Consider the following 14,811-nt stretch of genomic DNA (forward strand, 5'->3'; position numbering starts at 1 on the left):
CCGCTGCTCGCGGGAGCTTCACTTCCGCCTGCGTCGGCGGCGGCAGAGGTGGATAAGAGACGGTGCCGTTCCTGCGTCCCGCCCGCGTCGCCCGGCTGCTGGGCGCGATCGGGGAGCGCCCCGGCGCCGTGCTGCTGGACGACGGCGGCCGCGAGCAGTGGCTCGCCGGCTGCTGGCGCCCCGGCGATCTGCGGCGGGCCCTCGACGGCTACACGGGCGCGTCCCTGCGCGGCCTGCTCGGCCCGCTCGGCCCGATCACCGTCGCGCTCCCGGCGGGCACGCGTCCCGCCTGGTACGACTGCGACACCCCCGAGGAGCTGGCCGCCGCCGAGCGCCTGCTTTGATCGTGCGAAAGTGGGCAGAGGTGCCTGCACCATGCGTGAAGGGGGACCCCATGTCGCTGCTGGAGGACTGGATCAACGCGGCCTGCCGCGAACTGGGCCTGGAACGCGGCGACATCGACCAGAGCCTGATCCTCGACCTCGCCCGCGACGTCGCGCACGGCGTCGCCAGGCCGGGTGCGCCGCTGACGGCGTACCTGCTCGGCCTCGCGGTCGGCCGCGGCGCGCCCGCGCGGGACGCCGCCGCCCGGCTGACCGAGATGGCCGAGGGCTGGAAGGCCGAGGCGGCCGAGCCGCCGGAGGTGCCGGGGCCGGCCGGGGAACCCGTCCTCGACGAGGCCTAACCCTGCGCCGGGGGCGCGTCGCGGTCGGCGACGGGCACGACGTCCTTCAGGAAGTCGCGGCGGGACAGGAACGCCGACAGGCTCTCGCGGTGCGCGTCGCAGGCCAGCCAGATCTTCCGCCGCTCCGGCGTGTGGATCTTCGGGTTGTTCCACCGCAGCGCCCACACGGCTTCGGCGCGGCAGCCCTTGGCGGAGCACAGCAGTTCGTCGGGGCCGGTCCCCGGGGCGGAGTCGGTCATCCGGCAACTCTGGCACAGCGGCCCGGCGGGAACGTTCCCGCCCCTTGTTTCACCCGGTGATCTCCGGATAGGACGGTCCCGTGCACAGCGGGGCCGCGAGAGCGCCAGACCAGGAGTGGGACAGCCGGCGCCGCTGGCAGGCGATCTCGGTCTGCCTGGTCTCGGCGTTCATGACGCTGCTGGACGTCAGCATCGTCAACGTGGCGCTGCCGTCGATCCGGGAGGGCCTGCACGCCTCCGACGCGCAGCTGCAGTGGATCCTGTCGGGGTACGCGCTGACGTTCGGGCTCGTCCTCGTCCCGGCGGGGCGGCTCGGCGACGCCCGCAGCCGCCGCGCCGTGTTCATGTTCGGGCTCGCCCTGTTCACCGTGACGAGCGCGGGCGCCGGCCTCGCGCCCACGATCCTGCTCCTGGTGCTGGCCCGGCTCGTGCAGGGCGTCGCGGGCGGCATCCTCAACCCGCAGGTCGCGGGCCTCATCCAGCAGCTGTTCCAGGGCGCGGAGCGGGGCCGGGCGTTCGGCGCGCTCGGCGCCGTCATCGGCATCGCGACCGCCGTCGGGCCGCTGCTCGGCGGCGGGCTGATCGCCCTCGGCGGCGCCGAGGAGGGCTGGCGGTGGGTGTTCTACGTCAACATCCCCGTCGGGGTGGTGGCGCTCGTCCTGGCGTGGCGGCTGCTGCCCGCCCCGGTCTACGGGGAACGGCAGGGCCTGGACCCGCTCGGCGTGCTGCTGCTCGGCGCCGGCGTCGTCTGCGTGCTGCTGCCGTTCGTCCAGGACCAGCAGTGGCACAGCGACCTTAAGTGGCTGCTGCTCCTCGCGGGCGCCGCGCTGATCGCCGTGTTCGTCGGCTGGGAGCGCCGGGCCCGGTCGCCGATGGTCGACCTCCGGCTGTTCCGGCTCCGCTCCTACACGCTCGGCACCACGATCGCGCTGCTGTACTTCGCCGGGTTCACCGCGATCTTCTTCATCCTCACCCTCTACCTGCAGAACGGCCTGGGCTACAGCGCGCTCGGCGCCGGGCTCGCGATGACGCCGTTCGCGGTCGGGTCCGGGATCGCGTCCGCGGTCGGCGGCCGGATCGTGTCGCGGTACGGGCGCCCGCTGATCGCCGCGGGACTCGTCCTGGTCGTGATCGGGCTCGCCGCCGTGTGGGTCGCCGTGGAGCTGAAGCCCGGCAGCGGCGTCGCCTGGGCGACCGCGGCGCCGCTGCTCGTCGCCGGGATCGGCAGCGGCCTGGTCATCGCGCCCAACCAGACGCTGACGCTGTCGGAGGTCCGCTACACCGAGGGCGGCAGCGCGGCGGGCGTCCTGCAGACCGGCCAGCGGGTCGGCACCGCGATGGGCATCGCCGCCGTCGGCGCCGTGTTCTTCGCCACCATCGCGGACACGCGCGGGGACTGGGCGACGGCGTTCCGGCACGGGCTGATCGTCATCCTGGCGTTCGTGCTGGCGGCGCTGGCGGCGGCCGTCGCCGACCTGGTCGCGGGACGCCGCCGCCGGCACCGCCGCTAACGCCGCCGCGCCGCCCGGATCGCCAGGCCGAGGACGGCGGCGCCGCCCGCGACGGCCGCGCCGAGGACCAGGTTCTGCCGCCTGATCCGGGCCGGGATGTCCGCGTACGGCAGCGTCGAGAACGACACCAGTTCGTAGCGGGACACGTACCGTCCGGCGAGGCGCCGCTCCAGCGCGTGCGTCGCGGCCTGCTTCGCCCGGTACACCGGGGACGACACCCGGTCGCGCATCTCGATGAAGTTGTCGAGGGACAGCTCGGCGATCGCGTCGGTGTTGGCCTTGCGCCGCTCCTGGTAGAGCGACAGCGCGCGCCGCCAGTCGCCGCCCGTCTCGGTCAGGCAGCGGTCGATTTCGATGCAGTCCTCGAACGCGCAGTTGGCGCCCTGCCCGAAGAACGGGACGATCGCGTGCGCGGCGTCGCCGAGCAGCGCCACCGTCGCGCCGTCCCCGTACCGGGTCCACGGCCAGGCCCGGACGGTCACCAGCGACCCGATCGGGTTGTGCGCGTAGTCGTCGGTCAGGTCCGGCATCAGGCCCGCGACGTCCGGATAGTGCTCTTCGAAGTACGCGGTGACCTTGTCCGGTGTGCCGAGCGCGTCGAAGTCGCCCTTCGGCCAGAACAGCGTGCAGGTGAACGACCGGTCCAGGTTCGGCAGCGCGATCATCATCGAGGTGCCGCGCGGCCAGATGTGCAGCGCGTCCGGGTCGAGCGCGAACTCCCCGTTCCGCGGCGGGACGGTCAGCTCCTTGTACCCGTGCTCCAGGAAGTCGGCGTCGTGGTCGAAGCCGAGCGACCGGCGGACCGCGCTGTAGGCGCCGTCCCCGGCCAGGACGACGTCGGCGGGCTCGGCGTCCGCGTCCTCGAACAGCAGCTCCCCGGCGTCGACGTCCACGCCGGTCACGCGCTGGGAGAACCGCAGCGTGACGCCGGGCGTGGCCTCGGCGGCGTCCAGCAGCGACCGGTTCAGCTCGGCGCGGCCGACGGAGTTGATGGCGCGCTCGCCGTCCGCGCTGTAGGGCTGGAAGTTCTGCGCGCCCGGCAGCGGGTGCACCATCCGCCCGTGCATCGGCAGCGCCTGCTTGAGGGCCTGGTCGCGCAGCCCCACCTGCTCCAGCGCGGCGAGGCCGCGGGCGGAGATCGCCAGGTTGATCGAGCGGCCCCGCTCGGCACCCGCGACGCGCGGGTCCGGGCGCCGCTCGTACACCGTGACCGGGACGCCCCGGCGGCCCAGCAGCACCGCGAGCAGGCAGCCCGCCAGGCCGGCCCCGACGATCGCGACCCGCTCGCCGTCACCCGCCATGAACGGGGCTCTCCTCGGTCTGCGAGCGGACCTCCCACAGGTCGGGGAAGGCGGGGGCGAACAGCGTGCGGCGCAGGTAGTCGGCGCCCGCCGACCCGCCGGTGCCGATCTTCGCGCCGATCGTCCGCTCGACCATCTTCAGGTGCCGGTAGCGCCACTCCTGGACGCCCTCGTCCATGTCGACGAGCGCCTCGCAGACCTCGGCGGCCGGGGCGGACTCGTCGGAGTAGACGGCGAGGAGCGTCTTCTGCACGCCGGCGTCCGCCTCCCAGGGCGTGGACGTGTCGCGGTCGAGGGCCTCCTGCGGGACGGTGAATCCGTGGCCGTCCAGGTAGCGCAGCAGCGAGTCGAACATCGACGGGCGCGACACCGCGGCCCGCAGCCGCTCGTCGTCGCGCAGCACCGACGCGGGGAACGCGCGCCGCCCGAGGACGGCCTCGATCTCCCGGAACTGCTCGCTCTGGAACCCGCTGGAGCTGCCGAGGACGTCGCGGAACGCGGCGAACTGGCGGGGCGTCATCGTCTCCAGCACGTCCAGCTGCCCGACCACGGTCTTGAGGATCTTGGTGATCCTCCGCGCGGTGGCCAGCGACCCGGCGCTGTTGCCCTCCTCCAGCCGGTGCTGCAGCAGCGCGGCCTCGTGCAGGATCTGCTTGAACCACAGCTCGTAGACCTGGTGGATGATCACGAACAGCAGCTCGTCGTGGGCCCGGGTCTTCGGCTCCTGGCAGGAGAGAAGATCATCGAGCCGGAGGTAGCCGCCGTACGTCATTGTCGGCGAATCCGCCATTCATGCCTCCTTGCGACATAACGGATGTGAGCCGCAGCATATGGGATCGTGCCGGCGAGGGATTTCGTGGGGCGTCACCACAGCCGCAGCGACCGGCGGAAGATCCCCGCGACGGCGTCCTCGTCCACCGGCCGCGGCGCGATCGCCAGCAGCCGCTGCTGCTTCATGGCCCCCTCCACGAGCCCGGGAATGTCGCGCTCGTCATACCCGACACCGCCGATCCCGTCCGGCATCCCGATGTCGCGCATCAGCCGCAGGACAGCCAGCGGCAGGTGTTCAGCCACATCATCCGGCCGTTCCATCCCCGGATCGAGCAGCTCGGCCGCCCGCACATGCCGCTCGGGACGCGCCTCGAACGTGAACCGGAACGCCTCGGGCGCGGTCAGCGCCACCGACATGCCGTGCGGGACCATCGGCTCCCCGCCCGGATACCCGTCCGGCCGGAAGTCCTTCACCCGCCCCGCGATCGGGTAGGCGTTCGCGTGCGGGACGTGCACCCCGGCGTTGCCGAACCCGAGCCCCGCGAACGTCGCCGCGAGCGCCATCTCCGTACGGGCCTCCCGGTCGTCCCCGTCCCGGACGGCCCGCCGGAACGACCGGGACAGCAGGCTGAGCGACTTCTCCGCCCACATGTCCGACACCGGATTGGCGCCGCAGTACGGCACCCGCTGCTCCGGCCGCTTGCGCTCGAACTCGTCATAGGGCCGCGCCGTGTAGCTCTCCAGCGCGTGGCACAGGATGTCCATCCCCGCCGACGCGGTCACCCCGGCCGGCTGCGACATGGTCAGCTCCGGATCGACCACGGCCAGCACGGGCCGCATCCGCGGATGGCTGATCCCCGTCTTGACCCGCAGGTCCAGAACATCGAGCACGCAGACGGTCGTGCTCTCCGCCCCGGTCCCAGTGGTGGTCGGGACGGCGACGAGCGGCAGCAGCGCCCGCTCCGGCGCCCGCCCGGCCCCCACCGGCGGGTTGAGATACTCCGCAAGCTCACCCTCATTGGTCGTGAGCAGATTGACCGCCTTGGCGGTATCAATGCTCGACCCGCCCCCAACGGCGACGTACGCGTCAAAGGGCCCGCTCTCCCGCGCGTACTCGACGGCCTGCCGCAGGCTCGCGTCCGTCGGCTCCACATGCACGCCGTCGAACACCACGGCCGTGATCCCGTACGCCTTCATCCCGTCCGCGATCCGCCGCGGCCCGCCCGTAGCCGCGACCCGCGCATCGGTGACGACCAGCACCCGCCGCACCCCGAACTGCGCCAGATCGAACCCGATCTCGCCCGCCGCCCCCGCCCCGAACTTCAGCTGCGGCGCCCCATACGTGAAGACCGTCTCGCCACCCATGCCCCCACGGTGTCACACGCAAGGTGTCACACGGGGGTCAGTCGAGGTCGCCGGCGGAGGTTCGGACGGGGCGGAGGGCGGTGGTGATGTCGGCGGCCTGGGCGGCGGGGACGTCGGCTATGCCGAAGCCGGACTCGTTGAGGGCCAGGGTGGCCTCCTCGGCGAGGTCGCGGCCGGTGTCGGTGATGGTGGCGAGGACGACGCGGCGGTCGTCGGGGGAGGGGCCGCGGCCGACGAGGCCGCGGCGCTCCAGGCGTCCGATCACGTTGGTGACCGAGGCGGGGTGCACCATGAGGCGGACGCCCATCTTGCCCATGGGGAGGGTGCCGGTGCGGGTGAAGGCGAGCAGGCGCAGGGCCTCGTAGGCGGCGAACGTCAGGCCGTAGGGCTTGAGGACGGCCTCGATGCGGCCGAGCAGGAGCTGCTGGGCGCGCATCACGGAGGTGACGGCCGCCATGTGGTCGGCGTGCTCGGGCCAGCGGGCGCTCCACTGGCGGTGGGCCTCGGCGATGGGGTCGGGGGTGTCGGACACCGGAACACCGTATGCCGTCTTGACTCGTTCGCGCACGGAAACTATTTTAACTTCCAAATATTGGATGTCCAAGGTTTGGGGTGGGGACGGTGACGGGGGAGCTGCACAAGCCCGTGCATCCGGTGCGGTTCGTGACCGCGGCGGCGCTGTTCGACGGCCATGACGCGGCCATCAACATCATGCGGCGCATCCTGCAGTCCCAGGGCGCCGAGGTGGTGCACCTGGGGCACGACCGCTCGGTGCGCGAGGTCGTCGACGCCGTCCTGGAGGAGGACGCGCAGGGCGTGGCGATCAGCTCCTACCAGGGCGGCCACGTCGAGTACTTCGAGTACCTGTCGCGCAGCCTGAAGGAGGCCGGCGCCGAGCACGTGAAGGTGTTCGGCGGGGGCGGCGGGGTGATCGTGCACGAGGAGATCGCGCGGCTGTCCGGGGCCGGGGTGCGGATCTTCTCGCCGGAGGACGGGCAGCGGCTCGGCCTGCCGGGGATGATCAACGAGCTGGTGCGCGACTGCGATGTGGACCTCGCGGCGGAGCCCGTCGCGGTGGACGAGGTGCTGGCGGGGGAGCGGCGCGCCCTGGCCAGGGCCATCACCTGTCTGCAGGCCGGGAAGCTTCCGGATGACGACCGGGCGCGTCTTGCCGAGGCGGCGGCCGGGCGGCAAGTGCCTGTGCTGGGTATTACGGGGACCGGTGGTTCCGGGAAGTCGTCGCTGACCGATGAGCTGGTGCGGCGGCTGCGCGTCGATCAGGGGGACCGGCTGCGGGTCGCGGTGCTGGCCGTGGACCCGACGCGGCGGCGCGGCGGCGGGGCGCTGCTCGGCGACCGGATCAGGATGAACTCCCTGGACGGCGACCACGTGTTCTTCCGGTCGCTGGCGACGCGGGGCGCGCGGGAGCTGCCCGGCGGCATCGAGGACATCATCGCCGCGTGCAAGGCCGCCGGGTTCGATCTGGTCGTCCTGGAGACGCCCGGGATCGGGCAGGGCGACGCCGCGATCGTCCCGCTGGTGGACGTGTCGCTCTACGTGATGACGCCCGAGTTCGGCGCCGCGTCCCAGCTGGAGAAGATCGACATGCTCGACTTCGCGGACGTGGTGGCGATCAACAAGTTCGAGCGGCGCGGCGCGGCGGACGCGCTGCGGGACGTGTCGCGGCAGCTCGTCCGCAACCGGGAGGCGTTCGGGCAGAAGCCCGAGGACATGCCCGTGTTCGGCACGAGCGCGGCCACGTTCAACGACGACGGCGTGACGGCCCTCTACCAGCACCTTGGCGGGCTGCTGGGCGAGCACGGCCTTGAGCTGGCGGACGGCGTCCTGCCGGAGATCACGACGAAGACCTCCACCGGCGCCGCGACCGTGATCCCGCCGGGCCGGGTGCGGTACCTGTCCGACATCGCGGAGACCGTGCGCGGCTACCACGACGCCACGGTGCGGCAGATGGCGGCGGTGCGGCGCGTCCAGCGGCTGGACGAGGTGCGCGCCGAGCTGACCGACGCGGCCGAGGTCGAGGGGCTGCTGGAGAAGGCGCGCCGGGACGTCGAGCCGGGCAACGCCGAGCTGGTCGAGGGCTGGCCGGCCGTCGTGGAGTCCTACTCCGGCGACGAGCAGGTCGTGAAGATCCGCGACAAGGAGCTGCACACCAAGCTCACACGGGAGTCGCTGTCGGGCAGCCGCATCCCGCGCGTCGCCCTGCCGCGCTACACCGACCACGGGGAGCTGCTGCGGTTCCTGCGGAACGAGAACCTGCCCGGCAGGTTCCCGTTCACCGGCGGGGTGTTCCCGTTCAAGCGCGACAACGAGGACCCGGCCCGCATGTTCGCGGGGGAGGGCGACCCGTTCCGCACCAACCGGCGCTTCAAGCTGCTGTCGGAGGGCCAGCCCGCGACCCGGCTGTCGACCGCGTTCGACTCGGTCACCCTGTACGGGCGGGACCCGGACGAGCGTCCCGACGTGTACGGCAAGGTCGGCACGTCCGGCGTGTCGATCGCCACGCTGGACGACATGAAGGCGCTCTACGACGGGTTCGACCTGTCGTCGCCCACCACGTCGGTGTCGATGACCATCAACGGCCCCGCGCCCACGATCCTGGCGTTCTTCCTGAACACCGCCATCGACCAAGGCCTGGACGCCTTCTACGAGGAGAACGGGCGCGAGCCGTCCAAGGAGGAGGCCGCCGGGATCCGCGCGGGCGTCCTGTCGACCGTGCGCGGCACCGTGCAGGCCGACATCCTCAAGGAGGACCAGGGGCAGAACACCTGCATCTTCTCCACCGAGTTCTCGCTGCGGATGATGGGCGACATCCAGGAGTGGTTCATCGCCAACGGCGTCCGCAACTTCTACTCGGTGTCGATCTCCGGCTACCACATCGCCGAGGCGGGGGCGAACCCCATCAGCCAGCTCGCGTTCACGCTGGCCAACGGGTTCACCTACGTCGAGTCGTACCTGGCGCGCGGCATGGACGTCGACGACTTCGCGCCGAACCTGTCGTTCTTCTTCTCCAACGGCATGGACCCCGAGTACAACGTCCTCGGACGCGTGGCCCGCCGCATCTGGGCCGTGGCCATGCGCGACCGGTACGGCGCCAACGAGCGCAGCCAGAAGCTCAAGTACCACGTGCAGACGTCCGGGCGCTCCCTGCACGCGCAGGAGATGCACTTCAACGACATCCGGACGACGCTGCAGGCGCTCATCGCCATCTACGACAACTGCAACAGCCTGCACACCAACGCCTACGACGAGGCCGTGACGACGCCGACGGCCGAGTCGGTGCGGCGGGCCCTCGCCATCCAGATGATCATCAACCGCGAGTGGGGACTCGCGATGAACGAGAACCCGCTGCAGGGCTCGTTCGTCATCGACGAGCTGACCGACCTCGTGGAGGAGGCGGTGCTCGCGGAGTTCGACCGCATCAGCGAGCGCGGCGGCGTGCTCGGCGCGATGGAGACCGGCTACCAGCGCGGCCGCATCCAGGACGAGTCGATGCTGTACGAGCAGCGCAAGCACGACGGCTCCCTGCCGATCATCGGCGTGAACACGTTCCGGCCACCGGAGGCCGCCGACGGCACGCCGGACACGATCGAGCTGGCCCGCGCCACCGAGGACGAGAAGCGGTCGCAGCTCGACCGCGTTCACGGCTACCAGCGCACGCACCGCGAGGAGGGCGAGGCCGCGCTCGCGGCGCTGCGGGAGGCGGCGCAGGCCGGGGAGAACGTGTTCGCGGTCCTGATGGACGCGGCCCGCGTGTGCAGCCTCCAGCAGATCACCGACGCGTTCTTCGAGGTCGGCGGCCAGTACAGGCGCAACGTCTGATGAGCGTTGACGACACCGGCCACCCGGTTCCGGTTCCGGGCCGGGTGCGCCGGGTCGTGTCGATCGTCCCGTCCCTGACGGAGACGGTCGCGGTGACCGCGCCGGACCTGCTCGCCGGGGCGACCGACTGGTGCACCCGTCCCGAGGGCCTGGACGTGCCGCGCGTGAAGGGCACGAAGAACCCGGACGTGGAGAAGATCGCCGGGCTGCGGCCCGACGTCGTGCTGGGCAGCACCGAGGAGAACCGCCCCGCCGACATCGAGGCGATGCGCGCCGCGGGGATCCCCGTCTGGATGACGGAGATCCGCACGGTCGACGAGGCCCTCACGTCGCTGCGCCGCATGCTCGCGGAGGCGTGCCGGGTCCCGGTGCCGGGCTGGCTGGATGAGGCGTCCCGCGTCTGGTCGGACATCACCCCGCACGAACCGCGAGCAGCCGCCATCCCGATCTGGCGGCGGCCGTGGATGGTCGTCGGCCGCGACACCTTCACCGGCGACGTCCTGCGACGCCTCGGCGTGTCCAACGTCTACGCCGGCCACCCCGACCGCTACCCCAAGATCCCCTTGGGCGAGCTGAACGCCGCCGGTGCCGACCTGGTCGTGCTGCCCGACGAGCCGTACGAGTTCACCGAGGACGACGGCCCCGAGTCGTTCCCCGGCCTCGACGTCGCGCTCGTCGACGGGCGGCATCTCACCTGGTACGGCCCGTCGCCCGTCGACGCCCCGGCGGCCCTCGCACAGCAGCTCGCCGGGGCGCGGACGTACTAGCCGGGGCGCCGGGCGAACATGGCCTCCACGCACTCGGCCATGCGCTTGTCCAGCTCCTCGGCGGGGAGCCCGATCTCCTGCGCGAGGTGCTCGCGCAGCAGCGTGTACCCGTAGATCGTGGACGCGATCGCCGCCTGCACGGCCTCCACGTCCTCGACCGGCAGCTCGCCCCGCTCCGCCTCGGCGGCGAGGTCGGCGCGGCCCGCGCCCCGGTTGAGCAGGACGCGGGGCCGGTCGTCGCCGTCCAGCACCAGCAGTGTCGCCAGCCGGACGGGCTCGGGGTTGCGCAGGCTCGTCCAGAACAGCCGGGACAGCCGTTCGCGCAGCGGCAGCCCGGCGGCGTCCACCGCGTCCTCGGCGTTCGGCCGCGACCGGTGGAACAGGGCCGAGCGCAGCAGCGCCCGCCGCGACCCGAAGTACTGGTAGACCAGCCCGCGGTTGACGCGCGCCTCGTCGGCGACCTGCCGCAGGTTCAGCCCGGCGAGGACGCCGCCGCGGCGCAGCAGCGCGACCGCCGCCGCCCGCAGCGACTCCTCCGTGGCCTCCCGGTCCCGCACGCGGGGCGCCTCCTCACGCGCGGGGACCACCGGCCACATAGATGACCTGGCCGGAGACGAACGAGGCGTCGTCGCTGACCAGGAACGCGACCGTCCCGGCGATGTCCTCGGGGACGCCGACGCGCCGGACGGGGATCTCCTTGGCGGCGGCGGCCTTGAAGTCCTCGAAGTCGACGCCGACGCGGGCGGCGGTCGCGGCCGTCATCTCGGTCGCGATGAACCCGGGCGCGATCGCGTTGGCGGTCACGCCGAACTTGCCCAGCTCGATGGCGAGGGTCTTGGTGAAGCCCTGCAGGCCCGCCTTGGCGGCCGAGTAGTTGACCTGGCCGCGGTTGCCGAGTGCCGACACCGACGACAGGTTCACGATCCGGCCCCAGCCGGCCTTGGTCATGTGCTCCTGCGCGGCGCGGCTCATCAGGAACGAGCCGCGCAGGTGGACCGACATGACGGTGTCCCAGTCGTCGTCGGACATCTTGAACAGCAGGTTGTCGCGCAGGACGCCGGCGTTGTTGACCAGCACGACCGGCGGGCCCAGCTCGGCGGCGACGCGCGCGACGGCGGCGGACACCGCCGCGGAGTCGGCGACGTCCACGGCGACGGCGAGGGCCGTCCCGCCGTCCTTGGTGATCATCTCGACGGTGCCGGCGCAGGCGGCCGCGTCGAGGTCGCAGACCGCGACGGCGAAGCCCTCCCGCGCGAGCCGGACGGCGGTGGCGGCGCCGATGCCGCGCGCCGCGCCGGTGACGATGGCGACCCGGTTCTCAGTCATCTCCACTGCCTTCCGTCAGACCTGGATGTCCTTGGCGATGATGGTCTTGAGCACCTCGCTGGTGCCGCCGTAGATGCGGGTGACGCGGGCGTCGGCGTACAGGCGCGCGATCGGGTACTCCAGGATGTAGCCGTAGCCGCCGTGCAGCTGCAGGCACTTGTCGACGACGCGGGCCTGCACCTCGGTGCAGAACAGCTTGCAGACGGCGGCGTCGGCGGGGGTCAGCTCCCCGGCGTCCAGCGCCTCGATGCAGCGGTCGACGAGGGAGCGGGCGGCCTCCACCTCGGTGGCGCACTCGGCGAGGACGAACTTGGTGTTCTGGAACGACGACACGGTCTTGCCGAAGACCGTCCGCTCCTGGACGTACTTGCGCGCGAACTCGACCGCCGCGGCGGCGGACGCGTACGAGCTGGTCGCGATGCCGAGCCGCTCCTCCGCCAGGTTGTGGGTGAGGTACTCGAAGCCGCGCCCCTCCTCGCCGAGGAGGTCCTCGGCGGGCACCCGGACGTCGGTGAACGACAGCTCGGCGGTGTCGGAGCTGCGCAGCCCGATCTTCTCCAGCTTGCGGCCGACGGCGTAGCCCTCGCTCTTGGTGTCGACGGCGAGGATCGACAGGCCCGCGCGGCGGTTCTCCGGCGTGGCGGGGGACGTGCGCGCCACCACAAGGACCCGGTCGGCGAGGACGCCGCCGGTGATGAACGTCTTGGCGCCGTTCAGGACGTAGTGGTCGCCGTCCAGCCTCGCCGTGGTCTGCATGCCGGCGAGGTCGGAGCCGGTGCCGGGCTCGGTCATCGCGATGGCCGTCATCATCTCGCCGGACACGAACGCCGGCAGCCAGCGCTTCTTCTGCTCGTCGTTCCCGTACTTCAGCAGGTAGGGCAGGACGAGGTTGACGTGCACCCCGTAGCCGCCGAAGCTCACGCCCGCGCGGGCGCACTCTTCGGAGACGACCGCCTGGTACTTGAAGCTGGTCTCGCCGGCGCCGCCGTACTCCTCGGGCACCTGGATGCCGAACACGCCCAGCTCGCCGAGCTTGGCGTAGAACTCGCGCGGCGGGTGGCCGGCGTTCTCCCAGTCCTCGTAGACCGGGACGACCTCGGCCTCGATGAACGCCCGGATCGTGTCCCGGAACGCCTCGTGGTCCTCGTTGAAAACGGTGCGGCGCACGCCGTGGCCCCTCTCGTGCGGCTGGCGGGGTGGAGCTAACTAACGGAACGCTAAGTTAACTCGAATGTAGTTCTAGAATCAACTACGACGGCGGCGCGGAATCAGGGGCTGACCCGCTGCGACAGCGCCTTGAGGAACAGGGCCTGCACCTGCCCCGGGGTCTCGGCCACGTAGGCGTCGCCGCGGGTGAGCCGCGCGATCTGCCGCAGCTCGCCCACGTCCACGTCGTCGCCGTTGCCGAACATGTTGATCAGGATCGGGCGCTCCGGGTCGTACTCGCGGCGGATGTGGTCGAGGGTCTCGGCGAGCGACGGGCCGCTCCGGTCCTCGTTCCTGCCGTCCGTCCACAGCAGGATCGAGTTCACGTACTCCGGCTTGTAGGTCCGCTTCATGTAGTCGAACGCCGCCATGACCGTGTCGTACAGGCCCGTGTCGCCGTGCTCCTTCACCCTGATCTGCGCGAACGCGCTCAGCATGCGCTGGCGCCGCGTGGCGGACCCGAGCCGCTGCCCCAGTGGCCCGACGCTCACCAGCTCCCGCCAGTCCTGCTTCCCCCGCAGCTCGGTCGAGAAGATCCACTGCCCGAGCTCGCTGTCGTCCGGCAGCAGCGGCAGCCCGCCCTGCGCCGTGCGGACCGTGGCCTGCAGCCGGGTGACGCCCGGCGCGACCTTCTCGTCCATGGACCCGGACACGTCGATGATGCTGAGCATCCGGATGCTCAGCGACAGCTGCGCCCACGACTGCATGGTGCGGCGCACCTCGGCGGCGGACGGCGCCGGGAGCGCCTCCGGCGCGCGCGGGTCCAGGCCGTTCTTCGCGGAGAACCCCGCGGGCGCCGCGCCGCCGGGCGTCCGGAACCCGAGCCGCTGGACGTCGTCGCGGGTCGCCTCCGCCGACAGCGCCTTCCACAGCAGCCGCGCCGCGCCCGCCTTGGCCGGGTCCTCCGACAGGACGGTGACGGGGTGGTCGAGGAAGACCGTCCCCTCCGCCGGGTACACGGCGACCGCCGGTTCGGCCGGGCGCCGCGAGTTGTAGCCGAACACCGCCTGCTCGGGCACCAGCGCCACCGGGTAGCGGTCGGCCTTGTCCTTGCCGACGGCGGGATCGAACGCGTCGAACTCGGCCTTGACCGAGACGGCGACGCCCTCCCGGACCGTCCGCACGACGCCGGCGAAATCGGCCTCGCCGCCGGGGGCCCGCGCCAGCAGCGCGCCGGCGAGCATGAGCGTGCCCATGCCGGTGGCGCTGCGGTCGGGGTCGGGGACCTGCAGCCGGAACAGCCGCGGCGGGATCACGCCGTCCCCGGTCGCCGGGCCCTCCTCGGCGTTCGAGGCCGTCCCCGCCGCGGCGAGCAGCTCGGTCCAGGACGGCCGCTCCGGCGCGCCGAGGTTGCGCAGCTGGACGGCGAGGCCGCGCGGCATCGCCAGGACGATCGGGGTCGAGGCGAGCCCGCCGAGCGTGGCAGGCGCCCCGGCCGGTCCGGTCTGCGCGGAGCCCTCGACGAGCTTGACCCACAGGGACGAGTCGGGGATCCAGACGTCCGGCCGCTCGGTCACCCCGGCCACGCCCTTGCCGGACAGCAGCGTCGCGACGGCGTCCGGGTCGGTGGCGCGCACCCGCGCGCGGGCGCAGCGCCCGTCCACCCGGTGCCGGGCGTCGTTGAACCGGCTCGCCGCCCGGATCACCGCGGGCGCGACGTCCGGCGCGACCGCGACCCCGATCGTGAGCGCGTCGTCGCCCGCGCAGTCGTCGCCCGCGGCGGTGAACGCGTACGCGCCGAGGCCGGTCAGCAGCACCAGGCCGATCGCGCCCGCCAGCGGGCCGCGCAGGCGCTGGGAG

The 14,811-nt window shown here is 72.5% G+C and carries 14 protein-coding genes; 5 read left to right on the forward strand and 9 right to left on the reverse strand.

What is annotated here, in order from left to right:
• Positions 1 to 62: 62 nt before the first annotated feature.
• Both HUX53_RS37650 and HUX53_RS37655 read left to right on the forward strand, forming a co-directional pair.
• Entirely contained in the window at positions 63 to 344 is a 282-nt protein-coding gene (locus HUX53_RS37650; protein ID WP_176408050.1) for a molybdenum cofactor guanylyltransferase, read from the forward strand.
• Between the two features lie 50 nt (positions 345 to 394).
• Positions 395 to 685 (forward strand): DUF6457 domain-containing protein, encoded by a 291-nt coding sequence (locus HUX53_RS37655; protein WP_217920362.1) that lies wholly within the window; start codon positions 395 to 397, stop codon positions 683 to 685.
• Here HUX53_RS37655 and HUX53_RS37660 read toward each other — a convergent pair.
• A complete protein-coding gene (locus HUX53_RS37660) occupies positions 682 to 924 on the reverse strand; it encodes a hypothetical protein (protein ID WP_176408051.1) in 243 nt (80 codons plus the stop codon). The genes HUX53_RS37655 and HUX53_RS37660 overlap by 4 nt on opposite strands.
• 80 nt (positions 925 to 1,004) lie before the next feature.
• Between HUX53_RS37660 and HUX53_RS37665 the strand changes: the two genes are divergently transcribed.
• Positions 1,005 to 2,435, forward strand: a complete 1,431-nt coding sequence (locus tag HUX53_RS37665; protein ID WP_309237623.1) for an MFS transporter — start codon at positions 1,005 to 1,007, stop codon at positions 2,433 to 2,435.
• On the opposite strand, the gene HUX53_RS37670 is transcribed toward HUX53_RS37665, so the two are convergent.
• From HUX53_RS37670 to HUX53_RS37685, 4 genes are all read right to left on the reverse strand, one after another.
• Positions 2,432 to 3,736, reverse strand: a complete 1,305-nt coding sequence (locus tag HUX53_RS37670) for an NAD(P)/FAD-dependent oxidoreductase (protein ID WP_176408052.1) — start codon at positions 3,734 to 3,736, stop codon at positions 2,432 to 2,434. The genes HUX53_RS37665 and HUX53_RS37670 overlap by 4 nt on opposite strands.
• The gene (locus tag HUX53_RS37675; RefSeq protein WP_176408053.1) at positions 3,726 to 4,526 is read right to left on the reverse strand and encodes a tryptophan 2,3-dioxygenase; all 801 of its coding nucleotides are present in this window, start codon (positions 4,524 to 4,526) and stop codon (positions 3,726 to 3,728) included. The genes HUX53_RS37670 and HUX53_RS37675 overlap by 11 nt, the downstream gene beginning before the upstream one ends.
• 74 nt (positions 4,527 to 4,600) lie before the next feature.
• Positions 4,601 to 5,872: a hydroxyacid-oxoacid transhydrogenase gene (locus HUX53_RS37680; RefSeq protein WP_176408054.1), complete on the reverse strand. Its 1,272-nt coding sequence runs from the start codon at positions 5,870 to 5,872 to the stop codon at positions 4,601 to 4,603.
• Between the two features lie 37 nt (positions 5,873 to 5,909).
• Positions 5,910 to 6,440 (reverse strand): MarR family transcriptional regulator, encoded by a 531-nt coding sequence (locus tag HUX53_RS37685; RefSeq protein WP_309237624.1) that lies wholly within the window; start codon positions 6,438 to 6,440, stop codon positions 5,910 to 5,912.
• A 53-nt stretch (positions 6,441 to 6,493) separates the two neighbouring features.
• On the opposite strand from HUX53_RS37685, the gene icmF reads away from it, so the two are divergent.
• On the forward strand, positions 6,494 to 9,712 hold the full coding sequence (gene icmF / locus HUX53_RS37690; RefSeq protein ID WP_176408055.1) for a fused isobutyryl-CoA mutase/GTPase IcmF: 3,219 nt from the start codon (positions 6,494 to 6,496) through the stop codon (positions 9,710 to 9,712).
• The gene (locus HUX53_RS37695) at positions 9,712 to 10,479 is read left to right on the forward strand and encodes a helical backbone metal receptor (RefSeq protein WP_176408056.1); all 768 of its coding nucleotides are present in this window, start codon (positions 9,712 to 9,714) and stop codon (positions 10,477 to 10,479) included. Before icmF ends, HUX53_RS37695 begins: the two co-directional genes overlap by 1 nt.
• On the opposite strand, the gene HUX53_RS37700 is transcribed toward HUX53_RS37695, so the two are convergent.
• The 4 genes from HUX53_RS37700 to HUX53_RS37715 all read right to left on the reverse strand — a co-directional run.
• Positions 10,476 to 11,036 (reverse strand): TetR/AcrR family transcriptional regulator, encoded by a 561-nt coding sequence (locus tag HUX53_RS37700; protein ID WP_176408057.1) that lies wholly within the window; start codon positions 11,034 to 11,036, stop codon positions 10,476 to 10,478. The genes HUX53_RS37695 and HUX53_RS37700 overlap by 4 nt on opposite strands.
• A 13-nt stretch (positions 11,037 to 11,049) precedes the next feature.
• Positions 11,050 to 11,805, reverse strand: a complete 756-nt coding sequence (gene fabG / locus HUX53_RS37705; RefSeq protein WP_176408058.1) for a 3-oxoacyl-ACP reductase FabG — start codon at positions 11,803 to 11,805, stop codon at positions 11,050 to 11,052.
• Positions 11,806 to 11,820: 15 nt separating this feature from the next.
• Entirely contained in the window at positions 11,821 to 12,972 is a 1,152-nt protein-coding gene (locus tag HUX53_RS37710; RefSeq protein ID WP_176408059.1) for an acyl-CoA dehydrogenase family protein, read from the reverse strand.
• Positions 12,973 to 13,073: 101 nt separating this feature from the next.
• The coding region (locus HUX53_RS37715) for a substrate-binding domain-containing protein (RefSeq protein WP_176408060.1) at positions 13,074 to 14,811 on the reverse strand (1,738 nt) is incomplete at its 5' end.

Origin of the sequence: Actinomadura sp. BRA 177 (assembly GCF_013372625.1) — a bacterium.
Taxonomy (GTDB): Bacteria; Actinomycetota; Actinomycetes; order Streptosporangiales; family Streptosporangiaceae; genus Spirillospora.